The following is a 12,744-nucleotide window of genomic DNA, read 5'->3' as shown; positions in this document are numbered from 1 at the left end:
GATCCTCACGGCTGGCAGCGCCACCCCGCTGGCGCCGCCCGTCACTGCCGCAGCGCCTGACCAGCCGTTCAGGCTGGCGTTCAGGCTGGCGTGGCGACTGGACTCCGGGGTGCTGCTCCTCGACGGGGGAGGTTACTGCGGAGGCAGGGTGCTGGGCGAGCTGGACAGCACCGGCCACATGGTGGTGCGCGCGATACCAACCGGCCTCAATGGCTACGGGATGCACCCGGTCGGGGAGACCGCCACCACAGTGACCTTCATGATCCAGGTGCTCTGCGGGCAGAGTCCCGCGCTCGTCAGCTTCAACCCGGCAACCAACCAGCTGACCCGGCTGCTCGGGCCCGGGCTGAACGGCGGATCGGTCCTGGACGCCTACGGCTTCGGCAGCACCCCACCCCGCGACTAGGCAGGTCCGGCTACCAAGCAGGTCCCCGGCGTATTCCTGTCACACCTGAATAACGATGTTGTCTCCGCCGGATCAGACGCAACGTGAGCCAGCTCTCCGGTGTCCAGTGGGTACATAGTCCGCAATGGGGGTGGTCGGGTTGTACCGGCCAGGAATGGATACAACCGTGACACCTGAACTGCACACGTTGGAGGCGGACCGCCAGGCCGCTGGTACGCGACACGCCCGCCGGCTGGCCCCCGTCCTGACCGTGGCCGTGATTGCCGCCGGCGCCGCGGTGGCCGTCGGAGTCACCGCGATCACGACGTCGAGCAACGGCAGCGCTCCGAAGCCGAACCTCCCAGGGGGCCAGGTCAGCACGTCAGTGCCCAGCACGTCGGCACCCAGCACGTCGACGCCCAGCGCCACTGCGCCGGCACGACGACCGTCGGCGGTGGTCCCGGTGCCCGTGCTACTGAAGAACGGCGCGCAGCAAGGCCGGGCACAGGTTCCGTGGAGCCAGGTCGGGCACGGCTGGTATCTGGCACGGGCGTACGGCGCAAACCCCGCTGCCGCCAGCGCCTTGTACCTGGTCAACCCGATCGGCGGCCGCTACCTCATCACTGATCACCTGCCCGACGCCGAGGATGGCATCGCCGCATGGTCACCGGACGGCAAGCGGGCGATGCTCGTCCGGTGGGAGAACAACGCGGATGCCGTCTACACCGAACTGGAGTTGGCAACCGCTCGGGTGCTGCATACCTTCCACGCCGGCCGTACCTCGTTCATCAGCTACACCAGGCCTCAAGGCCGAGCCATTCTGGTGTCTCGCTTCGACGGCAGAACGTCGTCGTTGCAGAGGCTCGGCACCGATGGCAGCCACCAGCTGACCTATCCCGGCACGCTGCCCGGACTGGGGCAGGTGGCAACCAACCGGAGGAGTGTCTACAGCGCTGACGGCGCCGAGCTGCTGGTCGGTGGGGCGAACGGAATAGCGCTGCTCGGAAACGACGGTCACCTGATCCGGTCCCTGCCCGCCCTGCCGGCGCAGAAGTCCTGCATGCCACTTACGTGGTGGGACTCGGCTACGGCACTGGTGAGTTGCACCAACGACGCAGTACGGGGCCAGCGGTACAGCTATCCCACGGAACTCTTCCTCCAGCCGGTGGCCGGTGGCAGGCCGAGCAAGCTGGCGGGCGGGAGCGCGGAGGCACATCCCTTCGGCTTCGTCTACGCCTGGAAGTACAGCCGCGGCGTGGTCCTGAGGGAAGGATCAGGCTGCGGACCGGGCGAGCTCGATGTTGTGCGCAACGGTGTCATCAGCAGGCTGAGGTTGCCTGCCGGCGTGGTGACACCGGCACCGGTGTTCGGCTTGGACAACGACGCCATCACCGTCCGGCAGCGCTCGGTCTGCGGAGCCCCCGATTCCGGCACGGTGATCTCGTTCAACCTCGTCACCGGCGCCACCACCACGTTGTTCAAGGGCAGTGCACGCCTGATTCCCTATCCCGGGCAGTACTCCTAGCGCTGCCAGACTCTAGCGCTGCCGGACTCCTAGCGCTGCCGGACTCCTAACGCTGCCGGACTCCTAACGCTGCCGGCCCGGACAAGCCCCGGTCAGAGGATCGGCTCAGGGACGTAGCCGGCGGCGGCGGGCTCCGTCTCCAGCACCCGGTCCACCGCGGCGACCACCGCCCGTACCTGGGCCTGGGCGGCGCCGGTGAAGGCCACCGGGTCGGACAGCAGGCCGTCCAGGGTGCCGGAGTCCAGCCCCAGCCGGTCATCGGCGGCCAGCCGGGCCAGCAGGTCGTTCTCGGCGGCGCCCTGCTCGCGCATGTCCAGCGCCACCCGGACGGCGTGCTCCTTGATCGCCTCGTGCGCCTGCTCGCGGCCGACGCCGGCCCGGACGGCGGCCATCAGCACCTTGGTGGTGGCCAGGAACGGCAGGTAGCGGTCCAGCTCCCGCGCGATCACCGCCGGGAACGCCCCGAAGTCGTCCAGCACCGTGAGGGTGGTCTCCAGCAAGCCGTCCAGGGCGAAGAAGGCATCGGGCAGCGCCACCCGGCGGACCACCGAGCAGCTGACGTCGCCCTCGTTCCACTGGCCGCCGGCCAGCTCGCCGGCCATCGAGGCGTAACCGCGCAGGATCACCGCGAAGCCGTTGATCCGCTCGGCCGAGCGGGTGTTCATCTTGTGCGGCATCGCCGACGAACCGACCTGGCCGGGCCGGAATCCCTCGGTGACCAGCTCGTGACCGGCCATCAGCCGCAGCGTGGTGGCGAAGCTGGCCGGGGCGGCGGCCAGCTGGACGAGCGCGGAGAGCACGTCGAAGTCCAGCGACCGGGGATAGACCTGGCCCACACTGGTCAGCACCTTCTCGAACCCCAGGTGCTCGGCCACCCGGCGTTCCAGCTCGGCCAGCTTTGCGGCGTCCCCGTCGAGGAGGTCGAGCATGTCCTGGGCGGTGCCGACCGGGCCCTTGATGCCCCGCAACGGGTACCGGGCGAGCAGCTCGTCCAGCCGGGCCAGGGCCACCAGCAGCTCGTCGGCCACGGTGGCGAATCGCTTGCCGAGGGTGGTGGTCTGGGCGGCGACGTTGTGCGAGCGGCCGGCGAGCGGCAGCGACTCGTACTCCGCGGCCCGCCGGGCCAGCCGGACCAGCACCGCCAGCACCTTGGTCCGGACCAGCCGCAGTGCCGAGCGGACCTGCAGCTGCTCGACGTTCTCGGTCAGGTCGCGGCTGGTCATGCCGCGGTGGATCAGCTCGCGGGCCTGGTCGGTGGCGGCGGCTCCGTCCGCTGCGCTGGCAGCGCCGGCAGCGCTGGCCAGCGCGTTGAACTCCTCGATCCGGGCCTTGACGTCGTGCCTGGTCACCCGCTCCCGGTCGGCGATCGAGTCCAGGTCGACCGCGTCGGTGCCCGCCTCGACCACCTTCCGGTAGGCCGCGACCGCGCCATCCGGAGTGCTGATTCCGAGGTCCTGCTGGGCCGTGAGTACCGCGAGCCAGAGTTGGCGTTCGAGCACCACCTTGTGTTCGGGGCTGAACAGGGACGCCATCGCGGGTGAGGCATAGCGGTGGGCCAGGACGTTCGGAATGGCGGGCTTGGCGGTCACCCCGGCCATTCTTCCGCACGCCCGCCCGGGCCTGCGCTGCCAAGGCCGGGAGGGACGCCAGGCAGAACGTCGTAGCAATCGCCTAGGCTGCGGTGTGCACTGTTAGTCACACACCTGCTACTCGACAGGACGGAACCTCCCGGTGGACAAGTTAACGATGAGCCGACGTCAACTGCTCGCCTCGGCTGCCGTGGGCACGGTCGGCGCAGCCTTCTTCAGCGCGGCCCCCGCGCAGGCTGCCAGCAAGAACGGCAGCTTCCGGCTGACGGTGCTCGGCACCACCGACACCCATGGCAACGTCCTGAACTGGGACTACTTCAAGGACGCCGAGTACGACGACTTCCAGCACAACGACGTCGGCCTGGCCAAGATCTCCACGCTGGTGAGCGCGATGCGCGCCGAGCGGGGCCGGTGCGCGACGCTGACCCTGGACGCCGGTGACACCATCCAGGGCACCCCGCTGGCGTACTACTACGCCCGGATCGACCCGATCACCGGTGCCAAGGCCCCGATCCATCCGATGGCCGCGGCGATGAACGCGATCGGCTTCGATGCCGCCGCCATCGGCAATCACGAGTTCAACTACGGCGTGGAGACGCTGCGCAAGTTCCAGTCCCAGCTGCACCACCCGCTGCTGTGCGCCAACGCGCTGGACTGGAACACCGGCAAGCCGGCCTTTCCCGAGTACGTGATCCGGAAGGTCCGGGTCGGCAACCACCAGGGCCACAGCGCCGGCCACCGCCACGACGACGGCAACGGTGAGTACGTCAAGGTCGGCATCGTCGGCCTGGTGACGCCCGGCTGCGCCATCTGGGACAAGGCGAACCTCGACGGCAAGATCAGGTTCAACGGCATCGTCGAGCAGGCCAAGGTCGTGATCCCGAAGGTCAAGGCGGCCGGCGCCGACATCGTCATCGTGTCCTGCCACTCCGGGGCCGACACCTCCTCCAGCTACGGTGACGCGCTGCCCTGGCCGGAGAACGCCTCGACGCTGCTGGCCCAGCAGGTGCCGGGCATCGACGCGATCCTGGTCGGGCACGCCCACCTGGAGATCCCGCAGCGGTTCGTGACCAACACCGCCACCGGCAAGCAGGTACTGCTGTCGGAGCCGCTGAAGTGGGGCGAGCGGCTGACCGTGATGGACCTGGACCTGGTCAAGGAGCGGGGTCGCTGGCAGGTGGGCACCGCCAGCGCGACGGTGCTCAACGCCAACACCGTCAGCGCGGACGAGAAGGTCGTGTCCCTGGTCATCAAGCAGCACGAGAAGGTGCGCAGCTACGTCAACAGCGTGATCGGCACCTCGACCGCCGCCATGTCGGCGGCGACCTCCCGCTACCGGGACACCGCCGCGATGGACTTCATCAACTACGTCCAGGCCGATGCGGTGAAGAAGGCATTGGCCGGCTCACCGTCGGCCTCGCTGCCGATCCTGTCGATCGCCGCTCCGTTCAACGCGGCGGCTGCGATCCCGGCCGGCAACGTGACCGTGCGCGACGTCGCTGGGCTCTACATCTTCGACAACACCCTGCTGGGCATCGTGTTCACCGGCGCCCAGGTCAAGGCCTACCTCGAGTACTCGGCGGCCTACTTCAAGCGGATCAGCGGCACCGGCCCGTTCACCCCGGACCAGCTGACCAACGCCGTCACCCCGACCGCTCCGAACGGCACCCCGGACTACAACTACGACATCATGGGTGGGCTGGACGCCCCGCTGACCTATGACATCGACATCGCCCAGGCCGTCGGGTCCCGGATCAAGAACCTCGCCTACGGCGGCGCGCCGGTCACCGACGGCCAGCAGTTCGTGATCGCGATCAACAACTACCGGCAGTCCGGTGGCGGCGGCTTCCCCGGCGTGAAGACCGCTCCGGTCGTCTACAACGCCCAGGTGGAGATCCGGCAGCTGATCATCGACTGGGTGACCGCGACCAAGGTCATCGACCCGGCGGTGTTCGCCTCGCTGGACTGGAAGCTGGTGTCGAACGGCCAGCCGATCACCATCACCGGCAACTAGCTTTCTCACCACTGCTGGCCACCTAACTGAGGGCTTCTACAAAGCACCAGGCCCGGAGGCTGGGCCGGTGCCGTATCGAGTTCTCGTACCCGAGTAGAGCTTGCTCGTACGGTGGATCGCTCACGCAGCGTGCGTGCGCGATTACGCGAGTTGGGCTCGCAGTAAGTGACACGCGATCTGGCGTTCATAGAAAACTTGTCAGCTTTGTAGATAGACTCCGCAACAGACGATCCGGAGGTGGCATGAGCGACTCACCCGTCAACCGCCCTGATAGTGACGCGCCTGCGGCGCACCGCTGGGTGGAACCAACCCGCTCCCAAATCAAAGATAATGTCGATCTATACGAGATCGTGTACGACGAGGCCAAACGGACACTTGACGATCAATCCGCAGAATTGAACAATGTACGAACCCGTGCTGTCCAATATTTGGCGTTCGTCGGCTCGGCGACCGCTTTTCTTGCCGGGGCGGGCATTAAGGATGCCACGCGGCACCTAGGGTTCTACAGTCTCGCGTCAATTGCAACGGTGCTCGCTCTAGCGGTGATTATCTTGGTAGCCGTGCTGTTGAACCCGTGGAGTACCCCCCTGTACAAACGCGTCGAGCCGAAGATCATAGTCACTACGTGGATTGAGCGTGAAGTTCCTTCTCCCACCAAGGCCGAGATGCTACGGGAACTGTCACTAAACTTCGATAAATGGCAGGCCGCGAACAACGAACGATTAGGTGTGATACGGAAGCTATACTTCAGTGCCATCATTTTGGGCGGCCTTCAGCTTCTGGCTTGGGCGAGCCTGGTTTGGGTGGCAGTCTAAGACTTGGACGGGTGCTACCCGGTACATGGCAAGGAGTCTAGGTGGCCCCCGATAGAGGCGGCAGCCCGCTGCCTGATGAAGTGTCGGCGCGATGGTGGCCCAAGAGGAAGCCCGACCCCGATCCTGACCCTGCGCCTGACCCTCCACCTGGGCCTGAGCCCACCCTTCCCTCGCCGGGCAGACGAAACCCCACTGGCAAGATTGACGTACCGATCGTTGGACGTCGCAAGGAGGCAGTGGTACGCGTGCGACTCGTTCCGGGTACTGGTCAATTCACCCTCAACGGTCGGAGTATGGAGAACTACTTCCCAAATAAAGGCCATCAGCAACTTATTCGGGAACCACTCGAACTCGCAGGTATGGTAGATCGCTATGACGTCATTGCAACTCTCAAAGGCGGCGGAATCACGGGCCAAGCTGGGGCAATGCGACTTGCCATCACTCGAGGTCTGGTCATGTTGGAGCCACAAGACAGAACTATGTTGAAGAAAGCTGGGTTTTTGACTCGCGACGCTCGCGTAAAGGAGCGAAAGAAGTATGGCTTAAAAAAGGCACGAAAAGCTCCTCAGTATTCAAAGCGGTAAGAGCACCGGCCTTGAGCCACAACACTCAGGCTAGGTCAAACGCAGTGCGCTTGCTAGCGTTGTGCGCTAAGCAAGAGCTACGGTCAGCGGCTCGGCTCGAGGTCATGGTTAGCGCTATCTCTAATCTTGGCAAGGTGGCGGTGCGGCACCCGCGATGTCGGTGCGGTGCTGGCTGCCGGCCAGCTCGATGCCGGCCACCAGCCGGTAGGCGGCCTCGCGTGCCTCGGCCAGGTCAGCGCCGACGGCGGTGGCCGACAGCACCCGGCCACCGGCCGAGCGCAGTACCCCGTCCCCGTCGCGCCGGGTGCCGGCGTGGATCACCCCGGGCTGGTCGCCACCGGTGATCGGATCGTCCAGCCTCGGCCGGCCGGGATAGTTCGCGGCGGCGATCACCACCGTGACGGCCGCCCCGGCACGCCAGCGGGGCGGCGGGTAGCCGGCCAGCTTCCCGGTGGCCGCCGCGTGCAGCAGCCCGGCCAGCGGTGATTCCAGCAGTGCCAGCACCACCTGGGTCTCCGGGTCGCCGAACCGGGCGTTGAACTCGATCACCCGGGGCCCCGCGGCCGTCATCGCCAGGCCCACGTAGAGCAATCCGGTGAAGGGCGTCCCACGCCGGCGCAACTCGTCCACCGTCGGCTGGGCGACCTGGCGCATCACCTGCTCCACCGTGTCGGCGGGCAACCAGTCCAGCGGGGCGTAGGCGCCCATCCCGCCGGTGTTGGGACCGGTATCGCCGTCGCCGATCCGCTTGAAGTCCTGGGCCGGCAACAGCGGCAGCACGCTCTGCCCGTCGGTGAGGCAGAACAGCGAGACCTCCGGGCCGTCGAGGTACTCCTCCACCAGCACCCGCCCGCAGGTCGCGGCATGCTCAGCGGCCTGCTGTCGATCGGCGGTCACCACCACGCCCTTGCCGGCGGCCAGGCCGTCGTCCTTGACCACGTACGGCGGCCCGAACTCGGCCAGCGCGGCGTCCACCTCGGCGGCGGTGTCGCACACCCTGGCCCGGGCGGTCGGCACCCCGGCCGCGGCCATCACGTCCTTGGCGAAGGCCTTGCTGCCCTCCAGCTGGGCTGCCTGCCGGGACGGCCCGAAGCAGGCGATGCCGGTGGCCCGCACGGCATCGGCGGCGCCGGCCACCAGCGGCGCCTCCGGGCCGATCACCACCAGGTCGGCGCGAACGCCGGAAGCCAGCGCGGCGACCGCCTTCGGGTCGGTGACGTCCAGCGGGCGGTGCTCTGCAATGGTGGCGGTGCCGGCGTTGCCCGGTGCGCAGATCAGCGCGGTGACCGCGGGATCGGCCGCCAGGGCAAGGCAGAGGGCGTGCTCACGAGCACCGGAGCCAACGACGAGAACCCGCATACCCGCAGGCTATCGAGTGCGGGTACGCGGGTTCTGGGTGGACGTTCGGCCTCAGCAGCCGCAGGTGTAGTACGTGATGTCCCAGTGGCTGCCCTCGTCGCAGTAGATGTTGCCCGAGGCGGCCTGCCACTGCGGGTAGCCGTCACCCCTGTTGCCGATCCGGGTGAAGGCGTTGTGGATGTAGCCGTCGATGCAGGTGCGGTGGGTGATGTCGACCTTGTAGCCGTTCCAGTGGCTGTAGGTGCCGCTGGCGTGGCCGGTCTCGGTGCCGCCGGTGATGTTGATCGAGCAGCCGCTGGAACGGTGCAGGGTGATCACGCCCGACACGGTGCTCTGGTTGATCTGCTCGAAGGAGGTGCAGGTGGAGTTGTAGCGGTCGGTGCAGCCGCCGCTGGAACTCCAGGTGATGCCCGCGGACGACAGTTGCGAGGCGGCCTGGGACTGGGTGAGCTTGGTGACGGCGTGCGCCGGCGCGCTGACCGCGACCAGCGTGGTCACCGAGGCGAACAGCCCGAGCAGGAATACGACAATACGATTCTTCATGCGTCAACCACTCTGTTGAGGACGGGGAGGGGGTTTTCCGACCCCACCGTTGCGTATCACGCGAAACCCGGCAACTCAGCAGCTCGAAGCGTTCACGCTGCTCACACGAAGAGCAGTGATCTCGAATCAGCGTGCGGCGGTGTCGACGATCGTGACGCCGGTCAGCGTGGGGACGAACAGCCGCGCCCCGCTGATCGCCGGAGTGGCGAATCTGCTTGTGCTTCCTACCGAAACTCGCTCACGGACCTTGCCGGTGGCCGGGTCCAGGGCGTTGAGCACGCCGGCTTCCGGGCTCACCGAGTACAGCCGTCCACCGCCCAGCACCGGTGAGCCGGTGATCGACTCGTCGGCGTGCCAGCCCCGCGCGATCCGGCCCTGGCCGTCGATCCGGATCGCCCGCAGGCCGTCAGCGCACGGCACGTACACGGTGCTGCCGGCCACCGCGGTGCCGCCGAAGGACCGGCAGACCTCGGCCTGGCTGTGCTGGCCACCGATGCCGCCCAGGTGGCCGGCCCGCAGCACATACCCGTCACCGGACTTGCCGGCGATGAAGATCCACTTGTTGTCGACCACCGCCGGGCCCTGTGAGCCGAGATCCAGGTCGGCGGCGTTATGGGCGGCCCAGTCACCGGGCGAGAACGAGTCCACCAGCCGGGTGCCGGCCAGTTCCAGCACCGAGTCGCTGTAGTCGTAGCTGCCGCCGACCGATTCGCCGTTGCCGACCGCGACCAGCAGGTGGCCATTGAGCACGGTGGCTCCCGGCGGCGTCCAGATGCCGGCTTCCCGGGTGGTCGGCACGGTGTAGGCGACCGGCTCGCCGTTGCCGACGGGGACGCCGACCATGCGGCCCTTGTACTGGCCGCAGTCGCCTGCCAGGCCGCCGAACGGGACCCAGACCCGGCCGTCGAGCAGGGTCAGCGCGCCGCGCTGCTGCATCGCCTGCGGATCGGTGCCGGGCAGGTCGACCGAGCGTCGCCAGTGGACCGCCCCGTTCGCCGGATCGAGGGCGACGAGGTCGTGGCGCACCCGGGCTCCGATCGAGGCCACCACGAACACCGTCCGGCTGGCCGCGTCGTACACCGGGGTGCCGGTGATGCCCAGCGGGTCGATGTTGCCGCACGGCAGGTCGGACCGGTCGGTCGGGCTGCCCAGCCGGACCGACCATCGCTTGGCGCCGGCCGGGGTCAGGCCGTACACGACGTTCTTCTCGGTGGCGACGATGACGGTGCCGCCGACCACGATCGGCGAGGCGTAGACCTGGCCGTCCAGATCGACCTTGGTGGCGCTCAGCCGGCCCGAGGCGGGCGGCATGGCCTTGCTGACCCCGGTGCGCTGCAGGTCGCCGTGGTAGGTGGGCCAGTCCGGAGTCGCGGTGGGCGGCGTGCCGGTCGCGGTCGGGGGTCGGCTGCCGGCAGAGCCGCCGGACGACGGAGCCGTGGAGGGCGTGGTGATGGTGGCGGTCGCGCTGGCTCGCGGTGAGTCGTCCGAATCAGAGGTGCACCCGGCGATCAGCGCAGCCAGCAGCGCCAGCATGGCCACCCTGATTCTGCCCATCGACCAAGAGTAACCAGCCGACTCAAGCCCACTCATGCTCAGACCGGACCGGCCGATCGTCGATGGCATTCTCTTTCCACAGCTGCAGATCCACTACGTTGGCGCCCGATACTGGTGTGTGCGCATCCTTCGGCTCAGGCCAGCAGGTCGTTCAGCACGATCGACTGGTCACGGCCCGGGCCCACCCCGATGACCGAGATCCGAGCGCCGGACATCTCCTCCAGAGCCCGGACGTAGGCCTGGCAGTCGGGCGGCAGGTCAGCCATCGTCCGGGCCGTGGAGATGTCGGAGTCCCAACCGGGAAAGGTCTGATACACCGGCACGGCCCGGCTGAACTCGGCCTGGGTCATCGGCATGTCGGCATGTCGGACGCCATCGATCTCGTACGCGACGCAGACCGGGATCTCGGGCATGCCGGTGAGAATGTCGAGCTTGGTGAGGACGAAGTCGGTGACGCCGTTGATCCGGGCGGCGTACCGGGCGATCGGCGCGTCGTACCAACCGGTGCGCCGCGGCCGTCCGGTGGTGGTCCCGAACTCGGCACCGGCGTTGCGCAGCTCGTCACCCTTGGAATCCAGCAGCTCGGTCGGGAACGGGCCCTCGCCGACCCGGGTGGCGTAGGCCTTGACGACCGCGATCACCCGCGCGATCCGGGTCGGCGGGATGCCGCTGCCGGTGCAGGCGCCCCCCGCGGTGGCGCTGGAGGAGGTGACGAACGGGTAGTTGCCGTGATCTACGTCGAGCATGGTGGCCTGGCCGGCTTCCAGCAGCACGGTCTTGTCCGCCTCCAGAGCCTCGTGCAGCAGCAGGGCGGTGTCGGTGACCATCGGGCGCAGCCGGTCGGCGTAGGACAGCAGGAACTCGATCACCGCGTCCACTTCCAGAGCCCGCCGGTTGTAGATCTTGGCCAGCACCTGGTTCTTCAGGTTCAGGGCGGCGGTCACCTTCTCGCGCAGCGTCACCTCGTCGAACAGGTCCTGCACCCGGATGCCGATCCGGTTCATCTTGTCGGCGTAGGTGGGACCGATGCCGCGGCCGGTGGTGCCGATCCGGCGGCTGCCGGCGAACCGCTCGGTCACCTTGTCGATCACGGTGTTGTACGGCGGGATGACGTGGGCGTCGGCGCTGACCACCAGCTTCTCGGCCGAGCGGCCGCGGGCCTGCAGCGCGTCGATCTCGCTGAACAGCACCTCGAGGTCGATCACCACGCCATTGCCGATCACCGGGACGCAGTTCTCGCTCAGGATGCCCGAGGGCAGCAGGTGCAGCGCGAACTTCTCGCCATCGATCACGATGGTGTGCCCGGCGTTGTTGCCGCCGTTGAACTTCACCACGTAGTCGACCCGGCTGCCGAGCAGGTCGGTGGCCTTGCCCTTGCCTTCGTCGCCCCACTGAGCGCCGACCAGAACGATGGCGGGCATGTAGCGGACTCCTGACTTTCCGGAGCGGCCCGGCTCTGGTCCAGCCGGGTCGCCGCGATGTGGTGGGTACCTGCGTCCTGGTGCAATGTAACCGGCGCGAGCGCTGTCGAGCGCCAGCGGAGGGGGTAACGGACGTGCACCTGGTGCAGCTCAGCGTCGGCCGGCAACCGCCTGCCGAAGGCCTGCCGGCCGGTACGCAGCGGCACACCGCAACCGATGCCGCCGGGGTGGACGCGGTGCTGGCGGCGCTGGAGGAGGCGTGGCCCGGCCGGTTGGTAACCGACGCGCCCCGGCTGGTGATCGATGCGGACCTCGCCGGGCTGAGCCTGGTGCTGCACCGGCTGCTGCGCCGGGGCCTGCTGGAGACGCTGGACACCGCGGTGCTGCCGCGCGAATCGGTTCCCTACCTGTCCCGGCTGGGATTACCGGCCGACCTCGCCGGCCAGCTGAGGGTGGCCCGGCAGGCACCGGCCCGGTTGGTGGGGGTGGTGAAGGACGATTCCGGCGGCGTATGCGTGGACGGGGCAAGTCTGGCCCCCTGGCCTGAGGAGCTGCCCGAGGCGTCGGACGGCTCGGCGTGGTGGCTGCGGGCGGTGGTGGACGACCAGCGGCTGGCTGACGGGAATGCCCGCGGGCTGCGGTTGCGCCGGCTCGGCCCGGCGGAGCTGGAGGCCACCGTGCAGTTGGGCCGGCTGCGGCGCCGGACCTGCCGGGGCCGGTCGCTGCAGCTGGCCTGTGACCCGGCACTGATCGTGGCGGACGGGGTGGCCCGGGAACGCCCACGCGACAAGCGGACCTTCTGGTCGGAACCGAAGCTGTGGCGACTGGCACTACCCGCCGGTTGAGTCCGGGTGCTCGTCATCGCCAGCGCGGCCATCCACAACCGGACTGTCCGGATCAGCTAGCAGATCGGCGAGCAATAGAGTCGAGTCATGAGCGTCGATCCCAGGCTGGT

The 12,744-nt window shown here is 68.2% G+C and carries 10 protein-coding genes and 1 pseudogene; 6 read left to right on the top strand and 5 right to left on the bottom strand.

What is annotated here, in order from left to right; genetic code table 11:
- A pseudogene (locus tag VF542_RS01615) lies at positions 1–406 on the top strand (hypothetical protein); the annotation flags it as partial.
- Between the two features lie 166 nt (positions 407–572).
- A complete protein-coding gene (locus VF542_RS01610) occupies positions 573–1,910 on the top strand; it encodes a hypothetical protein (protein ID WP_408649958.1) in 1,338 nt (445 codons plus the stop codon).
- Between the two features lie 92 nt (positions 1,911–2,002).
- Here the strand turns inward: VF542_RS01610 and purB are convergent, their stop codons facing one another.
- Positions 2,003–3,508, bottom strand: a complete 1,506-nt coding sequence (purB, locus tag VF542_RS01605) for an adenylosuccinate lyase (protein WP_408649957.1) — start codon at positions 3,506–3,508, stop codon at positions 2,003–2,005.
- Positions 3,509–3,656: 148 nt separating this feature from the next.
- Between purB and VF542_RS01600 the strand changes: the two genes are divergently transcribed.
- The 3 genes from VF542_RS01600 to rpsI all read left to right on the top strand — a co-directional run bounded on the left by VF542_RS01600 (position 3,657) and on the right by rpsI (position 6,912).
- On the top strand, positions 3,657–5,513 hold the full coding sequence (locus tag VF542_RS01600; RefSeq protein WP_408649956.1) for a bifunctional metallophosphatase/5'-nucleotidase: 1,857 nt from the start codon (positions 3,657–3,659) through the stop codon (positions 5,511–5,513).
- Positions 5,514–5,755: 242 nt separating this feature from the next.
- Positions 5,756–6,328, top strand: a complete 573-nt coding sequence (locus tag VF542_RS01595) for a hypothetical protein (RefSeq protein WP_408649955.1) — start codon at positions 5,756–5,758, stop codon at positions 6,326–6,328.
- An 80-nt stretch (positions 6,329–6,408) separates the two neighbouring features.
- Complete coding sequence (gene rpsI, locus VF542_RS01590) at positions 6,409–6,912, top strand: 30S ribosomal protein S9 (RefSeq protein WP_408649959.1); 504 nt, start codon at positions 6,409–6,411, stop codon at positions 6,910–6,912.
- 120 nt (positions 6,913–7,032) lie between these two features.
- Here rpsI and purD read toward each other — a convergent pair whose 3' ends face one another.
- The 4 genes from purD to VF542_RS01570 form a co-directional block, all read right to left on the bottom strand.
- Positions 7,033–8,271 (bottom strand): phosphoribosylamine--glycine ligase, encoded by a 1,239-nt coding sequence (gene purD / locus VF542_RS01585; RefSeq protein ID WP_408649954.1) that lies wholly within the window; start codon positions 8,269–8,271, stop codon positions 7,033–7,035.
- Positions 8,272–8,322: 51 nt separating this feature from the next.
- Positions 8,323–8,814 carry a hypothetical protein gene (locus VF542_RS01580; protein ID WP_408649953.1) on the bottom strand — a complete coding sequence of 164 codons (492 nt, stop codon included), beginning with the start codon at positions 8,812–8,814 and terminating at the stop codon, positions 8,323–8,325.
- Between the two features lie 126 nt (positions 8,815–8,940).
- Positions 8,941–10,368, bottom strand: a complete 1,428-nt coding sequence (locus tag VF542_RS01575; protein WP_408649952.1) for a PQQ-binding-like beta-propeller repeat protein — start codon at positions 10,366–10,368, stop codon at positions 8,941–8,943.
- Between the two features lie 134 nt (positions 10,369–10,502).
- Complete coding sequence (locus VF542_RS01570; RefSeq protein ID WP_408649951.1) at positions 10,503–11,789, bottom strand: adenylosuccinate synthase; 1,287 nt, start codon at positions 11,787–11,789, stop codon at positions 10,503–10,505.
- Between the two features lie 134 nt (positions 11,790–11,923).
- Here VF542_RS01570 and VF542_RS01565 point away from each other — a divergent pair, with 134 nt between their 5' ends.
- On the top strand, positions 11,924–12,634 hold the full coding sequence (locus VF542_RS01565; protein WP_408649950.1) for a hypothetical protein: 711 nt from the start codon (positions 11,924–11,926) through the stop codon (positions 12,632–12,634).
- Positions 12,635–12,744: the final 110 nt, after the last annotated feature.

It is taken from the genome of Jatrophihabitans sp. (assembly GCF_036389215.1).
Taxonomy (GTDB): Bacteria; Actinomycetota; Actinomycetes; order Mycobacteriales; family Jatrophihabitantaceae; genus Jatrophihabitans_A.
Note: the sequence above shows the minus strand (reverse complement) of the source record. Positions and strands in the feature narration are given on the sequence as shown.